This window comes from Streptomyces sp. NPDC085524 (assembly GCF_044541755.1).
Taxonomy (GTDB): domain Bacteria; phylum Actinomycetota; class Actinomycetes; order Streptomycetales; family Streptomycetaceae; genus Streptomyces.
Genome location: NZ_JBITTH010000013.1, coordinates 162773 through 180907, shown reverse-complemented (window position 1 = coordinate 180907; position 18135 = coordinate 162773). Strand labels below are relative to the sequence as shown.

Genomic DNA, 18135 nt, shown 5'->3' with positions numbered 1-18135 from the left:
ATTCCGCTACGAAACAAACGGATAGGATCCGCTTCATGCGCCGTTCCAAAATCGTCTGCACGCTGGGCCCCGCCGTCGACTCGTATGAGCAGCTGAAAGCGCTCATCGAGGCAGGTATGAACGTGGCCCGATTCAACTTCAGCCACGGATCCCAGGCAGAACACCAGGAGCGGTACGACCGCGTCCGGAAGGTCTCCGAGGACACCGGGCGCGCCGTCGGCGTCCTCGCCGACCTCCAGGGCCCGAAGATCCGTCTGGAGACCTTCGCCGAGGGTCCCGTCGAGCTGGTGCGCGGTGACGAGTTCACCATCACCACCGAGGACGTCCCGGGTGACAAGTCCATCTGCGGCACCACCTACAAGGGCCTCCCGGGCGACGTCGCCAAGGGTGACCAGGTCCTGATCAACGACGGCAACGTCGAGCTCCGGGTGACCGAGGTCGACGGCCCCCGGGTCAAGACCATCGTCATCGAGGGCGGTGTCATCTCGGACCACAAGGGCATCAACCTGCCGGGTGCCGCCGTCAACGTCCCCGCCCTGTCGGAGAAGGACGTCGACGACCTCCGCTTCGCCCTGCGGATGGGCTGCGACATGGTCGCCCTGTCCTTCGTCCGCGACGCCAACGACGTCAAGGACGTCCACAAGGTCATGGACGAGGAGGGTCGCCGGGTCCCCGTCATCGCCAAGGTGGAGAAGCCCCAGGCCGTCGAGAACATGGAGGCCGTGGTCGCGGCCTTCGACGCGGTCATGGTGGCCCGTGGCGACCTGGCCGTCGAGTACCCGCTCGAGAAGGTCCCGATGGTCCAGAAGCGGCTCATCGAGATGTGCCGCCGCAACGCCAAGCCGGTGATCGTCGCGACCCAGATGATGGAGTCGATGATCACCAACTCCCGGCCGACCCGCGCCGAGGCCTCCGACGTCGCCAACGCGATCCTCGACGGTGCCGACGCGGTCATGCTGTCCGCCGAGTCCTCGGTCGGCGCCTACCCGATCGAGACCGTCAAGACGATGTCGAAGATCGTCGCGGCGGCCGAGGAGGAGCTCCTCTCCAAGGGCCTGCAGCCGCTGGTGCCGGGCAAGAAGCCCCGTACCCAGGGCGGATCCGTCGCCCGCGCGGCCTGCGAGATCGCGGAGTTCCTCGACGGCAAGGCGCTCATCGCCTTCACGCAGTCCGGTGACACGGCCCGCCGCCTGTCGCGCTACCGCGCCACGCAGCCGATCCTGGCCTTCACCACCGACCCGCACACCCGCAACCAGCTCACGCTGAGCTGGGGCGTCGAGTCGTACATCGTCCCGCACGTGGACACCACCGACGCGATGGTCGACCTGGTGGACGGCGAGCTTCTGAAGCTCGGCCGCAACAACGAGGGCGACACCGTGGTCATCACCGCCGGCTCGCCCCCCGGCGTCCCGGGCACGACCAACATGGTCCGGGTCCACCACCTGGGCGGCGGCGAGCGCGACTGACGTCGCGGGCTCTGCGCCACACCGCTGCAACTCTGCCGCACAGAGGCCGAGGGCCGGCACCCCGATCGATCGGGGTGCCGGCCCTCGGCATGTGTTCCTGTGCGCTGCGGGACCGCCCGTGACTACTCCGGCGGGCCGATGTAGTTCTTCAGACCGGGCACCGTCAGGGTGCCGCCGAACTGTCCGGCCTGGACGACCTTGACGTTCGTGAAGAACGCGAAGGGGACGTTCAGCGGCGGAGGGCTGTTCGGGGTGAACTCGATCGGGATCAGGCCGAAGAGGTTGCCCTTGAGGCTCTCCGTGTACATCGTCACCGTGCCGCCGCGGATCCTGGACGTGGAGCCCGGGCGCGACTTCAGGTGGGCGACGTTCCCGTCCTTGCCGACCGTCTGGTACAGGTCCTTGATGTCCAGCGAGTCCGCGGTGAACTTCAGGACCTTCTTGGTCTTGCCGCCGGCCGTCTTCACCTCGACGATGCCGTGGTAGTCCAGGCCGTAGAGGGTCAGCAGCGAGCTGTCGAGGTACCAGGGCTCGTCCGGCAGGAGCGGGATGCCCTGCTCCAGCTCGGCGTCGGCCAGGGCCTTGGCGTCGTAGGTCGGACAGGGGAAGGGTTCCTTCCCGTCCGGGTCCTTCGCCGCCTCTTCCTTGGCCTTTTCCTCGTCGGCCTTCTTGCCCGTCTCGTCCTTGGGGGTGTTGACGGTGTCCTTGACCTCGTCGGACAGCTCCGTGACGTCGACGCCCGCCGTCTTCGCGGCGTCGCGGATCGCGTCCGCGGCCGGGTCCGGGGCGGGGGCCTTCGGCGGGGTCTTGGCCGGGGGCGTGGACGCGGTCGCGGACGGCGTGGGCGCGGGGGTGGCCGTCGGGTCCGTCAGGGGCTTGGTGAGCCCGTCGACGAGGCCCTTGAGCGCGTCTCCGACGCCCAGCGGGTCCAGCGGGTTGGTGGTCTTGGCCGGAGCGGGCGCCGCCGCCACGGGAGCCGCCTTCTTGTCCGCCGTGGACGTGCCGGCCGCGGGCTTGGTGGCCGTCGGGCTCGGGGACGTCGTACCGCTCGGCTTCGGGTTCGCCGACGCGGACGGCTTGGGGGTCTCCTTCGCCGATGCGCTCGGGGACGGCGACTGCGAAGGCGACGGCGACTTCGACTCGGTCTCCGCGGGTTCGTCGGACCGCGTCACGCACGGCCCGGGCGCGAAGGGGATGTCCTTGTCGTCGGCCACGGCCAGCTTCGGCGCCATGCCCATCCCGACGAACACGGCCGTCGGCATCGCCGCCAGCGCCATCGTCTTGCCGACGGGTATCTGGAGCTTGTTCAGCAGCGACTTCCTGGGGGCCGCGTGCCGCGGACCCTTGATCTCACGGGACTCTGCGCCTGGGGCCACACCCCGCTGCGTCTCGTCACCCCGCACTGTTCCTCCCGCCATCGGCGTGGGCAGTCATCTCGCTCGGGTGTGCCGTTTCCGCCCCGCGCGGCGCGGGTACGCCCTGGGGGCCCGCCATCGGCTCCGCCTTGGCCATGTCGACTCCGGCGGCCGGCGGCTGGTCCGCGGGCTCTTCCTCCGCGGGCTGCCCGGGGGCCCACGACAGCGCGAGGGCGCCGCCGATCATCGCGGGGATGAAGCCGAGGCCGAATCCGCCGAGGTTGGACACCGGGATCGAGACCAGGGCCAGCAGGATCGCGGCGACACCGGCGAAGACGCGGATGGCCTGCTGGAACCACAGGGCCAGGCCCAGCGTGATCAGCAGGACGCCGATGATCAGCGCACCGGCGCCACCCGTGGTGGCCATGGCGAGGGTGATGTTGCCCAGGCGGAGGTCGGCGTACGGGAAGTACGCGATCGGGAAGCCGCTGACGAGCGTGAACAGCCCGGCCCAGAACGGACGCCTACCGGTCCAGGCGTGGACGTAGTAGTACACCACGGTGAGCCAGGCGTCGTCTTCGGCGCGAACGTAAACCGGGGCCTGGGGGTTCATGGACAACAGCTCCCTGGAAACGGTGGTACGGAGAACTCTGTGGAGCCCGGACGGGGCGGACGGCGGCGAAATCACGCCGCCGGCCGCCCCTCCGGTCGCTCAACCGGGACGGACTACTTCTCGTCCTGGTAGCACGGCTGGTCGCCGCCGAGCAGACGCAGCTTCAGGTCGGGAAGCTTGAACGTGCCCGCCGTGGTCGCCCACGCCTTCTGGCGCACGTTCGTCAGGATCGCCTTGTCCGCGCGCTGCGAGAACGCGTACGGGCTGGCGACCGTGCCGGCCTGCGGCTTCGTCTTGTGGCTCGGGTCGCCGACCGCGACACCGATGTCCAGGTTCTTGAACTCGGCGTCGGTGTCGAGCTCCGCAACATCCAGGTAGATGTTGTCGGCGACGGCCGGCTTGCCCTTGTGGCCGGTGCGCAGCTGCAGCGTGATGTTGCCCAGCGGAGTCGGGGTCACCAGCGACTGGCACATGTTGGTGATCTCGGCGTGGCTGAACCCGGAGATGGTGACCGGGTGGTGCTGCGCGTTGCCCTTGAGGTCGTGGCCCTCGGCAATGCCGCCGTACTGGATGAGGTTGTCACCGTCGAGCTTGTCGGCCGAGACCTTGAAGTCCTGGCCGGAGACGCTGAAGGACGCCGCGAGGGCACCCTGCGCCAGACCCACACCGACCGCGGCGGTGGCCGCGATGCTCGGCACCATGACGAGCGCGAAGCGCTTCCATCTGGTCCCGCCACGAACCTGAGAACTCATTTCGTTCCTCCTTCTCGGACGTACATCTCCGGTCCGGGCCCTGCCCGTCCTGGGATGGGAGAAGTGCTACGTCCTCGGGAAGGAGCGCAGGCGGCCGGGCCGCGGCAATGCCACGTCCGAAACACCGGCGATCACCCCCGAGCGACAACCACTGGGCCACGCGTTCGCGCAACCTGGAGGACAGGCCCCACCGTGTGGCAGGAACCCCCCTGTCCCACGGCCGGTGCCACTGCCACCGGCCGGCTCGGTGGGGACCCTCCACCGCGGTTCCGAGTGAGCGGCTCTGCGGGAAGGACCGAGCGTCGCCGATCGTGGTCCATTCCAGGCCGGGGCACAAGGGGGTTCGTTACTGGCGGGTAACGGCAAGATAACCGGGACGCGACCCGCTGCCGCCGGGTGACGACACAGGGTGTCACCGAAGGCCACGACAGAACGGCGGAAGAGTGAACACTCCGGACAGTTCACGGGGTTCGACTTACTACGAGTAACAGCGGCCGCGATTACCAAGTTTTGGCAAAGTGCGGCCGCTGTTTATCTCCGTGTCAACAAATCGTCGGCTTCTCGAGCCTCCGCCGACCGGGCATCGGGCCCGATCCGGGCCCGATGCGGAGCCCGTTCTAGAACAGCACCCGCGCCAGCGCCGTACGCGCCGCCGTGACCCGCGGGTCGTCCGCGCCGATGACCTCGAACAGCTCCAGGAGCCGCAGCCGCACCGCGTCCCGCTCCTCACCGAACGTCACGCGCACGGTGTCCACGAGCCGCCCGAAGGCGTCCTCCACGTGACCGCCGACGAGGTCGAGGTCGGCCGCGGCGATCTGCGCCGCCGGGTCGCGCGGGTTCTCGGCGGCCGCGGCGCGCACCGCCTGCGGGTTCATGTGCTGGACCCGGGCGAGGAGCTCGGCCTGCGCCAGGCCCAGCTTGGCCTCGCTGTTGGCCGGGTCGTCCGCGAGTACGTTCTTGTACGCCTGCACGGCTCCGCCCAGGTCGCCCGCGTCCAGTGCGAGGACGGCCGCCTCCAGCAGCGCGTCGTGCGGACCGGCCGGGACCTCGGTCGCCGCCTCGGCCGGAGCGGCCGCCTCCGCGTTCGGGTCCACCTCGATGCCGATGATCCCGAAGCGCTCCTCGGCGACCTGGACCAGCTGGGCGAGGGTCTCGCGGATCTGCTGCTCGGGCGCGACGCCCTGGAACAGCGGCAGGACCTGGCCCGCGACCACGGCGAAGACGGCCGGGATGCCCTGGATGCCGAACTGCTGCATCAGCATCTGGTTGGCGTCGACGTCGACCTTGGCCAGCACGAGGCGGCCGTTCGCCTGGACGGTCAGCCGCTCGAGGAGGGGGCTGAGCTGCTTGCACGGCTCGCACCACTCGGCCCAGAAGTCCAGGACGACCGGAACCTCTGCGGAAAGCTGGATCACATCGCGTTCGAAGCCGGCTTCGTCTACGTCGATGACGAGCGCGGACGGCGGCACGGCTCCGGCGGCCGGGCCGCTCCCGCCGCCCTGGCCGGCCTGGCGCGCCGCTTCGGCGCGGGCCCGCTCGGCCTTGGCCTTGGCCTCGCCGGCCGCCTTCACCGCGGCGAGGTCGACGACGCCGCTCATGGACATGTTTCTGGGCTGCATGCGTACATCCTCCCCCGTGTGCGCGCGCCGACGAAAAAGATCGCGTGATTTGGCCGTAGTGCCGCCGTGGCGCGATCGTGATGCCGTGTCCTGCGGTCGGCGCCGGGTCCCCACCTGGCGCCTGTAGCTCTTCGCGTGGTTGTCGCTCTTACGCTACGAGCCGTAGCGTAACTCCTCCGGAGTCCTCGGCGCCCCGTGATTTGAAGCACACCGATTCGGGACCCGACGGTTCCGCTACTGACGGGTATGGTCTCGGCCATGCGCAACCCCAGCCCCGGCCGGACCGGCCGTCCTCGCAGCGCCGCAGCGGACGCGGCCATCCTGGCCGCGACGCGGGACGCGCTGGTCGAGCTGGGCTGGTCGAAGCTGACGATGGGAGACGTCTCGGCCCGGGCCGGCGTCGCCAAGACCACCCTCTACCGCCGCTGGGCGGGCAAGAACGAGCTGGTCGTGGACGCGGTGGCGGAACTCTTCGACGCCCTCGAACTCCCGGACCGGGGCTCGCTCGAAGCCGACATCGAGGACGTGGTGCTGCAGTTCGCCGGGCTGCTCCGGCGCCCGGAGGCCCGTACGGCCCTGATGGCGGTCGTCGCCGAGTCCACCCGGGACGAGGCCCTGCGTGACCGGATCCGGTCGGCGATCGTGGACCGGCAGAAACGTCTCGTCGTACTGGGCCGCGAGCGGGCGCAGGCCCGCGGCGAGCTCGCGTACGAGGAGGACGCGGCCGTCGCCGGCCACACCACGGACCTGATCTTCGACGTGATCGCGGGGACGGTGGTCCACCGCGCGCTGGTCAGCTCGGAACCGGTGGACGAACTGTGGGTCGGCATGTTCACGACCCTCCTGATGCACGGCCTCCGCGGGCCGGCCCCGGCCTGACCCGGCACTGCGGGTCGGGCAACCCTGCGGGGCCCGTCCCCTACCCGCCCTTCCACCGTTCCCCGGGGCTCCGCCCCAGACCCCGCGCCTCACACGCCGGCGGGGCTGGAACTCCAGCCCCGCCGGCGTGTGAGGCGCAGCCGGAGGCACATCCAGCCCGTCCGGCGTTTGAGGCCCGGGGGACCGGGGGCCGGCCCCCGGCAACGGCGCCGCACCCGCCCCCGAACCCCGGCGGAGCCGGACCGGCTAGAAGCCCGGAGGCTCCGTGTACGTGCCCCACTCCTCGCGGAGCACGTTGCAGATCTCGCCCATCGTCGCCTCGGCACGCACCGCGTCCAGCATGGACGGGATCATGTTCGACCCGTCACGGGCAGCAGCCAGCATGGCCTCCAGGGCGGCCGTCACCTTCGCGTCGTCGCGGCGCTCCTTGCGCGCACCGAGCGCACGGACCTGCTCCCACTCCACCTCGTGGCTGACCCGCAGGATCTCCAGATCGCCGGTGACCGAGCCGTGGTGGACGTTGACGCCGACGACCCGCTTGTCGCCCTTCTCCAGCGAACGCTGGTACTGGAAGGCCGATTCGGCGATCTCGCCGGTGAACCAGCCGTCCTCGATGCCGCGCAGGATGCCCGAGGTGATCGGGCCGATGGGGTGCTGCCCGTCCGGGTGGGCGCGCAGGCCGCGCTCCTTGATCTGGTCGAAGATCTTCTCGGCGTCGGCCTCGATGCGGTCGGTGAGCTGCTCGACGAACCACGAACCGCCCAGCGGGTCGGCCACGTTGGCGACGCCGGTCTCCTCCATCAGCACCTGCTGGGTGCGCAGGGCGATCTCGGCCGCCTGCTCGCTCGGCAGCGCGAGGGTCTCGTCGAGGGCGTTGGTGTGCAGGGAGTTCGTGCCGCCGAGCACGGCCGCGAGGGCTTCCACGGCGGTGCGCACGACGTTGTTGTACGGCTGCTGCGCGGTCAGCGAGACACCGGCGGTCTGGGTGTGGAAGCGCAGCCACATGGACTTGTCGCTCTTGGCGCCGTAGACCTCCTTCATCCAGCGCGCCCAGATCCGGCGGGCCGCGCGGAACTTGGCGATCTCCTCGAAGAAGTCGAGGTGGGCGTCGAAGAAGAACGAGAGGCCGGGCGCGAAGTCGTCCACGTCCATGCCGCGCGAGAGCCCGAGCTCCACGTAGCCGAAGCCGTCCGCCAGGGTGTACGCGAGCTCCTGCGCGGCCGTGGCCCCGGCCTCGCGGATGTGGTAGCCGGAGACGGACAGCGGCTTGTAGGCGGGGATGCCCTTGGTGCAGTACTCCATCAGGTCGCCGATGAGGCGCAGGTGCGGCTCCGGTTCGAAGAGCCACTCCTTCTGGGCGATGTACTCCTTGAAGATGTCGGTCTGGAGCGTGCCGTTGAGCACGGCCGGGTCGACGCCCTGCCGCTCGGCGGCGACCAGGTACATGCAGAAGGCGGGCACGGCGGGGCCGGAGATCGTCATGGAGGTCGTGACGTCGCCGAGCGGGATGTCCTTGAACAGGACCTCCATGTCGGCGGCGGAGTCGATGGCGACCCCGCAGTGCCCGACCTCGCCCAGCGAGCGCGGGTCGTCGGAGTCGCGGCCCATGAGGGTCGGCATGTCGAAGGCCACGGAGAGCCCGCCGCCGCCGGCGGCCAGGATCATCTTGTAGCGCTCGTTGGTCTGCTCCGCGTTGCCGAAGCCGGCGAACTGCCGGATCGTCCACGTCCGCCCCCGGTAGCCGGTGGCGTGCAGGCCGCGGGTGTACGGGTACTCCCCCGGCCACCCGATGCGCTCGAACCCCTCGTACGAGTCCCCGGGCCGGGGCCCGTAGACGGGATCGACGTCATCCCCGGAGAGCGTGGTGAAGTCTGCCTCGCGCTTGCGGGCCTTGTCGTAACGGGCCTGCCAGCGGCGGCGGCCCTCCTCGATGGCGTCTGCGTCCATACCCATGAATTTACTAGGACGTCCTAGTAAATGTCGATGGGCAACCCCGGGGAGTGTCTCCCCGGGGTCGGATGTCGCGGTGCGGCTCTAGCCGGTCACTAGGCGTTCGCGGCGGCCGGAACGCCGAGCACGAGCGGCTCGACCTCGGCGCGGACCTTGCGCTCGACGAAGAACGCGGCCAGCGGGATGGTGCCGGAGGCCAGCACCCACAGCAGCTTGCCGAAGGGCCACTTGGCCTTGGAGCCCAGGTCGAAGGCGAAGACCAGGTAGATCATGAAGAGGACACCGTGGGCCTGCGAGACCGCGAAGGTCAGGTCGGCGCCGGTGTCGAAGCCGTACTTCGCCACCATGCAGGCACAGAGGATCAGGAGCATGACCGCGGTCACGTAGGCCATGACGCGGTAGCGGGTCAGCACGCTTCGTTTCATGCCGTCGAGCGTAGCCGTCCGTTTTGAGCGATCTTGACGCGGGCCGGTTCCCGCCCTACTTCTCGTCGAAGTCGGCGGCCGCCACGCGCAGCGGGCGCAGCAGCGCGAAGATCTCCCCGCACTCCTCCGCGTCGTAGACGCCCAGACCGAAGTCGATCTCCATCAGGTCCCGGGTGGCGGCCTCGACGACCTCGCGGCCCTTGTCGGTGATGGAGGCGAGCGTGCCGCGCCCGTCGTTGGGGTTGGGCCGCTTGTCGACCAGCCCGGAGCGCACCAGCCGGTCCACCGTGTTCGTCACCGACGTCGGGTGGACCATGAGCCGCTCGCCGATCTTCGACATCGGCAGCTCGCCCGCCTTGGAGAAGGTGAGGAGCACCAGCGCCTCGTAGCGCGCGAACGTCAGTCCGTACGGCTTGACCACCGCGTCGACCTCGCCGAGCAGGATCTGGTGCGCCCGCATGATCGAGGTGATGGCGGCCATCGAGGGCACCGGCCCCCAGCGCTGCCGCCAGAGCTCGTCGGCGCGGGCGATGGGGTCGAAGGGAAGGCTGAGCGGCTTGGGCACGCACCCGACCCTACCGGGCGGTCATTTGGTGGCCACCCCCGTCTCATTCCTCGGCCCTCGCCGCGGCCGGGCGCAGCTACGGAGCTCGGCGAGGAGCAGCAGGACGGCCACCGTGCCGAGGGTCCCGGACGCGGCGACGACCGCGTGCACGGGCAGGAACTCGGCGGCGAGGCCGGCCAGGGCCATGCCGACGCCCTGGAGGGTCATCAGTCCGGTGCTGAGCAGGGTCATCGCACGGCCGCGCAGCTCTTCGGGGACGGCGTCGACGTACCACTGGTCGAGCCCGAGGGTGTGGGCGTGCGCGAGGCCTGCGAGCAGCAGGGCGAGGAGGACCAGGGGCACGCCCGGCCGGACCGCGAAGAGGAGCAGCGGGAGGAGCGCGGCGGCGGCGAGCGGGGCCGTGATCCGGGAACGCGTTCGGGCGGTGAGGGCGGAGCCGGCCCAGAGTTCGCCCGCGATGGTGCCGACGGGCATGGCGCACATCAGCAGGCCGAGCACGGCGGTGCCGGCCCCGATGCCGGAGGCGTACGGGGCGAGGAGCGCCTCGGGGACGACGGCGAAGAGCGGCGGCAGCCAGAAGAGCAGGGTGAGCGCCCTCAGCCGGCGGTCCCCGAGCACGGCCCGGGCTCCGGCGAGCGCAGACGTACGGGTGCCCGCGCCGCGGGCGGGCCGCAGCAGCGTGCCGAACCGCAGCAGCAGGGCGGAGGCGAGGAACCCGGCGGCGGTGAGTGCGATGGCGCCGCGCGGCGCGAGGACGGTGAGCAGGAGCCCGCCGAGGCCGAACCCGATGAGCAGGGCGCTCTGGGCGACCATGCGCAGCAGCGAGCGGCCCAGTACGAAGGCGTCGCCGGGGCCGAGGACGTCGGCGAGGGAGGCGTTGCGGGTGCCCTGGAACAGCGGTGCCACGAAGGCCATGGCGCAGCGCAGTACGAGGAGCAGCGCGACGGGCGTACCGGGCAGGGCCATGGCCGCCGCGCAGGCCGCACAGACCAGGTCGCACCCGACGAGCACCCGCCGGGCGGGGTACCGGTCGGCGGTCCCGGCGAGCAGGGTGCCGCCGAGGGCGTACGGGAGGAACCCGAGGGCGAAGGTGAGCGCGCTCATCAGGGGCGAGCCGGTGACCCGGTAGACGAGGACGGTGAGGGCGATCTCGGCGACGACGATGCCGAGTACGGACATCAGGTGCGCGGCGAAGACGGCCCGGAACTCCCGTATCCGGAACACGGAGCGGTAGCCGCCGGGGGCGGCGGGGGTGACGGTTGCCATGCCGGCAGCCTCGCGGCGGCTACCGTGACCGGGTAGACATTCGCCCAGCCCCGAATCTTCCCCGGCTCCGGCCCCGGCCCCACCGGGCTCCGCCCGGTCCCGCGCATCCCCGCTTTGCCGCACAGGTCCGGCTCCGCCGGGCAAACTCCAGCCCCTCCGGCGGGCTGGATTCGCCCCGGCGGAGCCGGAAAGGGGCGGGGGCGGAGCCCATGCGGGGACGGGGCGGAGCCCGGGGTGAAAACCGGGCGGGGACCGGGTGGGGGGAGGGGGAAGCGATGGGGTTTCACTATCGGTTCGGCCGCGGGGACCTGTTGCGGTGCCGCTTCGCGGTGTCGCCCCGCTGGGAGACGCAGGAGGCGGTCCGGACCCTGCTGCGCCCGCACCGGCAGGCGTACCACCTGCCCTGGCTGCGCCGGGTCCGCGCGGCGGCGGCAGCCGAAGGGCTGGACCTGCGGCCGCTCTGGCTGCTCATGCCGCGGACCGGGCACAACCCGGACTTCCTCAGCCCGCCCCCGCCGGGGCCCTCCGTCACGTTCGAGGAGGAGCTGGCCCGGGTGCGGGCCGCCGATCCGGGCCTGGTCCGGGAGGATCTGCGGCGCTCCCTCGCCTGCACCCCGGGCGCCCTGGAGAGCGACATCGGGCAGCACCTGCTCGCCGATCCCGCCCGCGCGGTGCGCGAGCTCGCCGACCTGATGGAGCGCGCCTGGCGGATGCTGGTCGCCCCGGACTGGCCGCGGCTGCGCGCCCTGCTGGAGGCCGACGTCCTGTTCCACTCCCGGCGGCTGGCGGCCGGCGGGCTCCAGGCGCTGTTCGACGGCCTGCATCCGGACCTGCGGTGGCACGGGGACACCGACACCCTCACCATCGACCGGCCCGGCCGCCACGACCGCGCGCTCGCCGGCCAGGGCCTGCTGCTGATGCCGAGCGCGTTCGGCTGGCCGGAGGTGGTCGGCGGCTACGACCCGCCCTGGCAGCCCACGCTCGTCTACCCCGCGCGGGGCATCGGCGCACTGTGGGCGGCCACGGCGGGCCCGGCTCCGGACGCGCTGGCCCGGCTGCTCGGCCGGGCGCGGGCCGAGGTGCTCTGCGCGCTCGACGAACCGGCCTCGACGACCGCGCTGGCCCGCCGGCTCGGCCTGGCCGCGTCCACCGTTTCGGCGCACCTCGGCGTCCTGCACGCGGCCGGCCTGCTCACCTCCGCCCGCCACGGCCACCAGGTCCTGTACGAGCGCACCCCGCTGGCCATCGCCCTGACCTCGGTGTCACAGACGGGTGATGACTGACCGCCGCGTAGCCAAGGCTCACGATTCATCCACCCCGGGCCGGGACGGCCTAGGTGCGGGTGCCGCGGCGCAGGCCGTGCCGTACCGCGCGCTGGCCGAGCGGCCCGAGCCCCTCCAGGACCTGGGCGAGTCCGGCGAGCTGTTCCAGGGCGTCGAGCGCACGGCCTGCGCCCTGCGGGTCGACCCCTTCGTAGAGCTCGATGCCGACGAAGGAGGCGGCGGTGGCCCGCGCGAGCCCCGCCGGGTCGGTGAACCCGGCCAGCGGAGTGGCGGCCAGCAGCCGGGTGAGCACCGTCTCCAGCTCCTCGATCCACAGTCCGAGCCCGGCTGCGGTGGCGGCCGCGAGGGCGGGCGAGCTCTGTCCGGCCGCCAGCAGCTGCCCGAGCACGGCGACGTGTCCGCCGGCCCGTTCCTCGGCGTGCATCTCCCGGGCGAACTCCAGCAGCCCGGCGAGGCTGTCCAGCTCCGCGAGCCGGTCGCGGTAGCGGGCCACCCGCTGCTCGGCCCCGAACCGGCATGCGGCCCCGAGCAGTTCGTCGACGGAGCCGAAGTGGTAGAAGATCAGGCCCTGCCCCACCCCGGCGGTGGCGGCGATGGTGCGGGCCGAGGTCTTGGCGATGCCCTGCTCGACCAGGGTGCGCAGGGCCCCTTCGAGGAGCTTCTCCTTGGTGGCGGCGCTCACGCGCGGACCTCCTCGCGCACGGGCCGCAGGTCGCGGCGGACGCCGTGCGCGGCGACGTCCACGTACTCGGCCGTGAAGGACCCCTCGTAGCCGAAGAGCGGGCCGAAGTGCCGGTTGACCACGCGCACCCGGATCCGGAACCGGCCGGTGGCCTCGTCGAAGGACTCGCGCACCTCGGCGTCGCCGCCGATGAGTCCGGGGACGCGGACGTCCACGGGACCCTCGCGGAAGCGGTGCTCGCCGGAGCGGATGAGCAGCGAGCCGTCGGGCTCCGCGCTCATGTGGAGGTCGCTGGCGAGGTGCTGGTGGGTGCCCAGGTAGTCGAGGATGCATTCCCGTTCGGGGCTGTGCACCATCGTGGCGTCGAAGCGGTGGGGTCCGCCGGGCAGCCGGAAGGTCCGTACGAAGGTGACGGTCTCGCGCCCGAAGGAGTCGAGGTACGGCATGTTCTCGATGACGAACGGGACGTCGCGCCCCTCCCGCGGAACCAGGATGTTGCGCGTCCCGCCGATCCGCAGGAACGGCTTCACGAAGCGGCGCCCGTGCCAGATCCGGTCCATCGTGCCGCGCCCTACGGACCCTTCGCCGCTCTCCAGCCCGACCGAGAAGCGGCGCTGGATCTGCGGGTGCAGGCGGTCGAAGTCGGCGCCCATGTGCGCACGGAAGATCGAGGTCATGACGGCTCCAGGGTGGTCAGCAGGCGGGGGGCGGGGGCGGCCGTGCGGCCCGGCGGCCTGCGCAGGCAGCGGCGGGCGGCCGGGGTACCGGGCAGCGGGGGCAGGAGCAGAGCGGCGGCGAGGACGAACAGGGCGGCGCCGAGCGGCGCGCAGGCCAGGGCGACCGCGCAGAGCAGCGCCCGCAGGGCGGTCTCCCCGAGGGCCCGGGCGAGGGCGAGGCCGGGCGGGGTCCCGCGTTCGCACCACAGCCGCAGCCGGTCGAAGGACCAGGCGGTGCCCCAGCCCATGAGCGGCCGGAACACCAGCCGGTCGGCGAGGGCGCCGAAGCGGCCCCAGCGCGGGCGGTAGTCGTATCCGGTCAGGAAGCGGATCCCGTCGGGGCCGGGCACGTAGCGCCAGTACCCGCTGCCCTCGGCGAGCAGCGAGAGCGGATGGGCCGAGGCGAAGCGCAGGGCCGACACCCGGCTCCCGTCGGGCCGGTGGCGTTCGCCGGCGGAGATCCCGGTGCCCGCGACGGAGAGGAAGGGCAGGACGCGGGTCGCGTACCGGAAGCGCTGCGGTTCGCCGTCGGCGCGCGGGAGGTGGTCGATGGTGGTGAAGCGCAGGTCCCATCGCTGGTGTTGGGCCGGCTCCTGAGTGCGCGCCCAGAGCTCGTCCATCTCCGTCCTGATGAAGGTCTCGACGTACAGGCTCACGCCCACCCCTCCCCCTGCCCCTGCCGTTTGAGCGGTCGCTCAAACGGGACCCTAGGCGAGTTTGAGCGATCGCTCAAGGTGACCCGGACCACAGGCCGGGCACACGAAAGCGCCCCGGGCCGCATGCGGCCGGGGGCGCTCGGGGACGGGCACGAACTCGCCGGGTTTCTCGCGTTCGCAGCCGCGCATGACGTGCCCGGTCGCGCGGTCGAGGTGGGCCGGGCGGGCCGGCCGGTAGCGGGTCAGGACGCGGTCGACCAGCGGATGGGCCGGTTCCCGGGGCCGGAGGAATCAGGAGGCGGTGGCCGATTTCGTGCGCCGCGTGCGGTGGAACTGCCGGAGGCTACGCCGTTTATGGTGGGTGGCCGTACGGCGGTGCGGAAGCGGCGGGTGGTGCGTTCGTCGGCCCTTGGCGGCCTCGGTCTCCCGTCCCGGACCCGGGTGCACAGCAGGCGTCTCAGCCCTCGGCAGGGGCGGCGGGCCGGTCTGCTTGCCGGGAATCGGATCGCCGTCAACGGGGTTGGTGGGGATGAGCCGTCATTGGAGGGGTCTTGCGAGCGATTCAGGTGTACGAAGTGGGCGGTCCCGAGGTGCTGCAGGAGGCCGAGGTGGACCAGCCGCGGCCGGGTCCGGGCGAGGCGGTCGTGGAGGTCGCCGCATCCGGGGTCAACTTCCTCGACGTCTACCACCGCGAGGGCCGCTACAGCCTCCCGCTGCCCTTCACCCCGGGCACTGAGGGCGCCGGCACGGTCGTCGAAGTCGGACCCGGCGTCACCGACGTCGCGGTCGGGGACCGGGTCGGTTGGGTGGAGATTCCCGGCACGTATGCCGAGCGGGCCGTCGTGGATTCCTCCCGGCTGGTGCCGCTGCCCGACGACATCGACTTCGAGACAGCCGCCGCCGTGCTCCTCCAGGGCATGACCGCGCACTATCTGGTCAAGGACGCCTACCCGGTCCAGGGGGGCGACACGGTGCTCGTGCATGCGGCTGCTGGTGGCATGGGGCTGCTTTTGACCCAGCTCATCACCCGTCTCGGCGGCAGGGTGATCGGCACGACGTCGACCACGGCGAAGGCCGAGCTGGCGAAGCGTGCCGGGGCCGCTGAGGTGATCCTCTCCTCCGCAGTCGACGATCTCGCAGCCGAGGTGAGGCGGCTCAACGGCGGTCAGGGACTGCCGGTTGTCTTCGACGGCGTCGGCGCTGACACCTTCGATGCGAGCCTCGCCAGCCTGCGAACCCGCGGCCATCTCGTGCTCTTCGGCGCGGCAAGTGGTGCCGTGCCTCCGTTCGATCCGATTCGGCTCGCCCACGGCGGTTCGCTGACCCTGATCCGGCCCAGCCTCGGCGACTTCATCGCCGATCGGTCCGAACTGCTCCGACGGGCCGCCGATGTGTTCGAGTGGGTGCGCTCCAAGGCGCTTGAGGTCACCGTAACGGGCCGCTACGCCTTGTCCGAGGCCGCCCAGGCCCACAGCGATCTGGAGGCTCGGCGCACCACCGGCAAGCTGCTCGTCGTACCCGATGCGGCCGCTGTCGGACGCCGCGAGGAGACGCCGAGCTGATCGCGGGTGACGAGGTCGGGGATCTTGGAGACCGAGATGCCGAGGGCATGGCCGACCGTCATCGCCAAGATCCCCGACAGCGCCAGGCACTCAGCAGGCCGAGATCAGGTTCCGGCGGGTTTCCGGCGCATCCGGGTCACGCCCCTTCAAGATCCCTCAGCCGAGACCTGGCGCACCCGTCCACAACCTCCCGGACACCCCCTAGCCCTCCGCGAGGTGGCGTTCCACCGTCTCCACCTTCGACGTGATCCCGTCCGAGACACCGGGACGGATGTCGGCCTTGAGGATGAACGAGACCCGCGGCGCCCGCTCCTCGACCGCCGCCACCGCGCGCCGGATCACGTCCATGACCTCGTCCCACTCGCCTTCGACGGTGGTGAACATGGCGTCGGTCCGGTTCGGCAGGCCCGACTCGCGGACGACGCGCACCGCGTCGGCCACGTACTCGCCGACCTCTTCGCCGACCCCCAGCGGGGTCACGGAGAACGCGACGATCATGCCTGGGCCGCCTCGCGCGCACGGGCCGCGACCACGCTGTCGGCCTCGTCCCGCTTGAGGAGCTTGTCGCCGTACAGGCCGCCGAAGGGCAGCAGTGCGAGACCGAAGAACAGGGCGACCTTCTTGAGGGGCCACTTCGCCTTGTTCCAGACGTCCAGCAGGAAGATCGCGTAGATCACGAACAGGATCCCGTGGAGGATGCCCAGAGGCATCATCAGGTAGTCGATGTCCGAGATCCGGCTCAGCAGCGAGCCGAAGATCAGCAGGGCCGGGAACGACAGCGCCTCCGGGACGGAGATGAGGCGCAGCCGGTGCAGGGCGGAGGCGGTCTTGATGTCCACGGGGAACCTTCGGGGTGTCTGGAGCCGGGCGTGCCCCCGGGCTCGGTCCGGAGGCGGTCCGTCCCAGTGTCTCAGCCGCTTTGTCGGATCTTGACCCGGCCCCCGCGCCGTCCTTCGTGCCCCGGTGTGGCGTATATCGGCCGCCGCGCCCTGTTCGGGTCCGCCCGCTGCCGATAACGTCTCCCCGTGGCTCAGTTCCGACTCCAAGGCAGCAAGGTGCTCGCCGTCGACCTGACCGGGGATGCCGTGAAAGCGAAGAACGGCTCCATGGTCGCGTACGACGGTCAGATGGCCTTCAAGAAGATGACCGGCGGCGGCGAAGGCCTGCGCGGCATGGTGACGCGCCGGCTGACCGGCGAACAGATGACCGTGATGGAGGTACAGGGGCACGGAACCTGCTTCTTCGCGGACCGCGCGAGTGAGATCAATCTCGTCAATCTGCGCGGCGAGAAGCTCTACGTCGAGTCCAGCAACCTGCTGTGCACCGACGCGGGGCTGCGCACCGGCACGACCTTCACCGGCCTGCGCGGCGCGACGACGGGCAACGGCCTGTTCACGACGACCGTCGAGGGTTCCGGGCAGGCGGCGATCATGTCCGACGGCCCGGCGGTCGTGCTCCGCGTGAGCTCCCAGTACCCGCTGTCCGTCGACCCGGGGGCGTACATCGCGCACACCGGCAACCTGTCGCAGTCGTTCCAGTCCGGCGTGAACTTCCGCACGCTGATCGGCGAGGGTTCCGGCGAGTCGTTCCAGATCCGCTTCGAGGGCGAGGGCCTGGTGTACGTGCAGCCCAGCGAGCGCAACACGATCGGCGGCGACCTCTGATGCCGTTCCGAGAGATCAACTCGAAGATGGTCGAGGCCCAGGTGATCCCGGGCCAGAAGATGTACAGCCAGCGCGGCGCGATGCTCGCGTACCGCGGAGAGGTCTCCTTCACCCCGAGCCTGACAGGTGGTCAGGGCGGGGTGATGGGCATGATCGGGCGCCGCGTGGCGAACGAGCAGACCCCGCTGATGGCGGTCGAGGGCAGCGGCACCGTGATGTTCGGCCACGGCGGCCACCACATCCAGGTGATCAACCTGACCGGCGAGACCCTCTACGTCGAGGCCGACCGGCTGCTCGCCTTCGACGGCACCCTCCAGCAGGGCACGATGTTCATGGGCTCCCAGGGCGGGGTCATGGGCATGGTCCGCGGCCAGGTGACGGGCCAGGGCCTGTTCACCACCACCCTCAAGGGACACGGCTCGGTGGCCGTGATGGCCCACGGCGGCGTCATCGAGCTCCCGATCCACCCGAACCGGCCGGTCCACGTGGACCCGCAGGCGTACGTCGCCCACCACGGGGACGTCCGCAACAAGCTCTCCACGGCGCTCGGCTGGCGGGACATGGTGGGACGCGGCTCGGGCGAGGCGTTCCAGCTGGAGCTGTCCGGTCAGGGCGCGGTGTACGTACAGGCCTCGGAGGAGAAGCTGTGAACTACGGACCCGCATCCGGATACGGTTCGGCC

At 71.3% G+C, this 18135-nt stretch carries 19 protein-coding genes; 6 read left to right on the top strand and 13 right to left on the bottom strand.

All coding sequences use genetic code 11. The features are described from left to right. Nucleotides 1–35: 35 nt before the first annotated feature. Entirely contained in the window at nt 36–1466 is a 1431-nt protein-coding gene (gene pyk, locus ACIGFK_RS21755; RefSeq protein WP_382639961.1) for a pyruvate kinase, read from the top strand. A 122-nt stretch (nt 1467–1588) separates the two neighbouring features. Here the strand turns inward: pyk and ACIGFK_RS21750 are convergent, their stop codons facing one another. The 4 genes from ACIGFK_RS21750 to ACIGFK_RS21735 all read right to left on the bottom strand — a co-directional run bounded on the left by ACIGFK_RS21750 (nt 1589) and on the right by ACIGFK_RS21735 (nt 5805). Beyond that, a complete protein-coding gene (locus tag ACIGFK_RS21750) occupies nt 1589–2869 on the bottom strand; it encodes a hypothetical protein (RefSeq protein WP_376662221.1) in 1281 nt (426 codons plus the stop codon). Beyond that, nucleotides 2859–3434 carry a DUF6114 domain-containing protein gene (locus ACIGFK_RS21745; RefSeq protein WP_376662220.1) on the bottom strand — a complete coding sequence of 192 codons (576 nt, stop codon included), beginning with the start codon at nt 3432–3434 and terminating at the stop codon, nt 2859–2861. Before ACIGFK_RS21745 ends, ACIGFK_RS21750 begins: the two co-directional genes overlap by 11 nt. A gap of 113 nt (nt 3435–3547) precedes the next feature. After that, nucleotides 3548–4186 (bottom strand): DUF6230 family protein, encoded by a 639-nt coding sequence (locus ACIGFK_RS21740; RefSeq protein ID WP_376662219.1) that lies wholly within the window; start codon nt 4184–4186, stop codon nt 3548–3550. A gap of 617 nt (nt 4187–4803) precedes the next feature. Continuing rightward, nucleotides 4804–5805 (bottom strand): tetratricopeptide repeat protein, encoded by a 1002-nt coding sequence (locus ACIGFK_RS21735; protein ID WP_386473794.1) that lies wholly within the window; start codon nt 5803–5805, stop codon nt 4804–4806. 258 nt (nt 5806–6063) lie between these two features. Here ACIGFK_RS21735 and ACIGFK_RS21730 point away from each other — a divergent pair, with 258 nt between their 5' ends. Continuing rightward, nucleotides 6064–6684 carry a TetR/AcrR family transcriptional regulator gene (locus ACIGFK_RS21730; protein ID WP_376662217.1) on the top strand — a complete coding sequence of 207 codons (621 nt, stop codon included), beginning with the start codon at nt 6064–6066 and terminating at the stop codon, nt 6682–6684. Nucleotides 6685–6930: 246 nt separating this feature from the next. Here the strand turns inward: ACIGFK_RS21730 and ACIGFK_RS21725 are convergent, their stop codons facing one another. The 4 genes from ACIGFK_RS21725 to ACIGFK_RS21710 form a co-directional block, all read right to left on the bottom strand. Further along, on the bottom strand, nt 6931–8631 hold the full coding sequence (locus ACIGFK_RS21725; protein WP_376658855.1) for a methylmalonyl-CoA mutase: 1701 nt from the start codon (nt 8629–8631) through the stop codon (nt 6931–6933). A gap of 98 nt (nt 8632–8729) precedes the next feature. Continuing rightward, nucleotides 8730–9059, bottom strand: a complete 330-nt coding sequence (locus tag ACIGFK_RS21720; protein ID WP_376658854.1) for a DUF3817 domain-containing protein — start codon at nt 9057–9059, stop codon at nt 8730–8732. A gap of 55 nt (nt 9060–9114) precedes the next feature. Beyond that, on the bottom strand, nt 9115–9624 hold the full coding sequence (locus ACIGFK_RS21715; RefSeq protein WP_376658853.1) for a MarR family winged helix-turn-helix transcriptional regulator: 510 nt from the start codon (nt 9622–9624) through the stop codon (nt 9115–9117). A 21-nt stretch (nt 9625–9645) separates the two neighbouring features. Then, complete coding sequence (locus ACIGFK_RS21710) at nt 9646–10890, bottom strand: MFS transporter (protein WP_386469134.1); 1245 nt, start codon at nt 10888–10890, stop codon at nt 9646–9648. Nucleotides 10891–11165: 275 nt separating this feature from the next. Between ACIGFK_RS21710 and ACIGFK_RS21705 the strand changes: the two genes are divergently transcribed. Beyond that, complete coding sequence (locus ACIGFK_RS21705) at nt 11166–12173, top strand: DUF5937 family protein (RefSeq protein ID WP_376658851.1); 1008 nt, start codon at nt 11166–11168, stop codon at nt 12171–12173. Between the two features lie 49 nt (nt 12174–12222). Here ACIGFK_RS21705 and ACIGFK_RS21700 read toward each other — a convergent pair whose 3' ends face one another. The 3 genes from ACIGFK_RS21700 to ACIGFK_RS21690 are packed head-to-tail and all read right to left on the bottom strand — an operon-like array spanning nt 12223 to nt 14227. Then, the gene (locus ACIGFK_RS21700) at nt 12223–12855 is read right to left on the bottom strand and encodes a TetR/AcrR family transcriptional regulator (RefSeq protein ID WP_376658850.1); all 633 of its coding nucleotides are present in this window, start codon (nt 12853–12855) and stop codon (nt 12223–12225) included. Continuing rightward, entirely contained in the window at nt 12852–13532 is a 681-nt protein-coding gene (locus tag ACIGFK_RS21695; RefSeq protein ID WP_376658849.1) for a DUF4166 domain-containing protein, read from the bottom strand. Before ACIGFK_RS21695 ends, ACIGFK_RS21700 begins: the two co-directional genes overlap by 4 nt. Next, nucleotides 13529–14227 carry a hypothetical protein gene (locus tag ACIGFK_RS21690; protein ID WP_400053174.1) on the bottom strand — a complete coding sequence of 233 codons (699 nt, stop codon included), beginning with the start codon at nt 14225–14227 and terminating at the stop codon, nt 13529–13531. The genes ACIGFK_RS21695 and ACIGFK_RS21690 overlap by 4 nt, the downstream gene beginning before the upstream one ends. 551 nt (nt 14228–14778) lie before the next feature. Between ACIGFK_RS21690 and ACIGFK_RS21685 the strand changes: the two genes are divergently transcribed. After that, complete coding sequence (locus tag ACIGFK_RS21685) at nt 14779–15789, top strand: quinone oxidoreductase family protein (protein WP_400053172.1); 1011 nt, start codon at nt 14779–14781, stop codon at nt 15787–15789. Nucleotides 15790–15990: 201 nt separating this feature from the next. On the opposite strand, the gene ACIGFK_RS21680 is transcribed toward ACIGFK_RS21685, so the two are convergent. Continuing rightward, nucleotides 15991–16287: an MTH1187 family thiamine-binding protein gene (locus ACIGFK_RS21680; protein WP_376658846.1), complete on the bottom strand. Its 297-nt coding sequence runs from the start codon at nt 16285–16287 to the stop codon at nt 15991–15993. Then, nucleotides 16284–16628 carry a DUF3817 domain-containing protein gene (locus tag ACIGFK_RS21675; RefSeq protein ID WP_376658845.1) on the bottom strand — a complete coding sequence of 115 codons (345 nt, stop codon included), beginning with the start codon at nt 16626–16628 and terminating at the stop codon, nt 16284–16286. Before ACIGFK_RS21675 ends, ACIGFK_RS21680 begins: the two co-directional genes overlap by 4 nt. Before the next feature lie 186 nt (nt 16629–16814). Here ACIGFK_RS21675 and ACIGFK_RS21670 point away from each other — a divergent pair, with 186 nt between their 5' ends. Next, nucleotides 16815–17453 (top strand): AIM24 family protein, encoded by a 639-nt coding sequence (locus ACIGFK_RS21670; protein WP_376658844.1) that lies wholly within the window; start codon nt 16815–16817, stop codon nt 17451–17453. After that, nucleotides 17453–18103, top strand: coding sequence for an AIM24 family protein (locus ACIGFK_RS21665; RefSeq protein ID WP_376658843.1), 651 nt, complete (start codon nt 17453–17455; stop codon nt 18101–18103). Before ACIGFK_RS21670 ends, ACIGFK_RS21665 begins: the two co-directional genes overlap by 1 nt. Nucleotides 18104–18135: the final 32 nt, after the last annotated feature.

Bases quoted from the DNA above. Each gene is read 5' to 3' on its own strand.
- ACIGFK_RS21720 (WP_376658854.1), bottom strand. From the start codon at position 9,059: ATGAAACGAAGCGTGCTGACCCGCTACCGCGTCATGGCCTACGTGACC.
- ACIGFK_RS21705 (WP_376658851.1), top strand. From the start codon at position 11,166: ATGGGGTTTCACTATCGGTTCGGCCGCGGGGACCTGTTGCGGTGCCGC.
- ACIGFK_RS21710 (WP_386469134.1), bottom strand. From the start codon at position 10,890: ATGGCAACCGTCACCCCCGCCGCCCCCGGCGGCTACCGCTCCGTGTTC.
- ACIGFK_RS21745 (WP_376662220.1), bottom strand. From the start codon at position 3,434: ATGAACCCCCAGGCCCCGGTTTACGTTCGCGCCGAAGACGACGCCTGG.
- pyk (WP_382639961.1), top strand. From the start codon at position 36: ATGCGCCGTTCCAAAATCGTCTGCACGCTGGGCCCCGCCGTCGACTCG.
- ACIGFK_RS21735 (WP_386473794.1), bottom strand. From the start codon at position 5,805: ATGCAGCCCAGAAACATGTCCATGAGCGGCGTCGTCGACCTCGCCGCG.
- ACIGFK_RS21665 (WP_376658843.1), top strand. From the start codon at position 17,453: ATGCCGTTCCGAGAGATCAACTCGAAGATGGTCGAGGCCCAGGTGATC.
- ACIGFK_RS21695 (WP_376658849.1), bottom strand. From the start codon at position 13,532: ATGACCTCGATCTTCCGTGCGCACATGGGCGCCGACTTCGACCGCCTG.
- ACIGFK_RS21740 (WP_376662219.1), bottom strand. From the start codon at position 4,186: ATGAGTTCTCAGGTTCGTGGCGGGACCAGATGGAAGCGCTTCGCGCTC.
- ACIGFK_RS21680 (WP_376658846.1), bottom strand. From the start codon at position 16,287: ATGATCGTCGCGTTCTCCGTGACCCCGCTGGGGGTCGGCGAAGAGGTC.
- ACIGFK_RS21730 (WP_376662217.1), top strand. From the start codon at position 6,064: ATGCGCAACCCCAGCCCCGGCCGGACCGGCCGTCCTCGCAGCGCCGCA.
- ACIGFK_RS21725 (WP_376658855.1), bottom strand. From the start codon at position 8,631: ATGGACGCAGACGCCATCGAGGAGGGCCGCCGCCGCTGGCAGGCCCGT.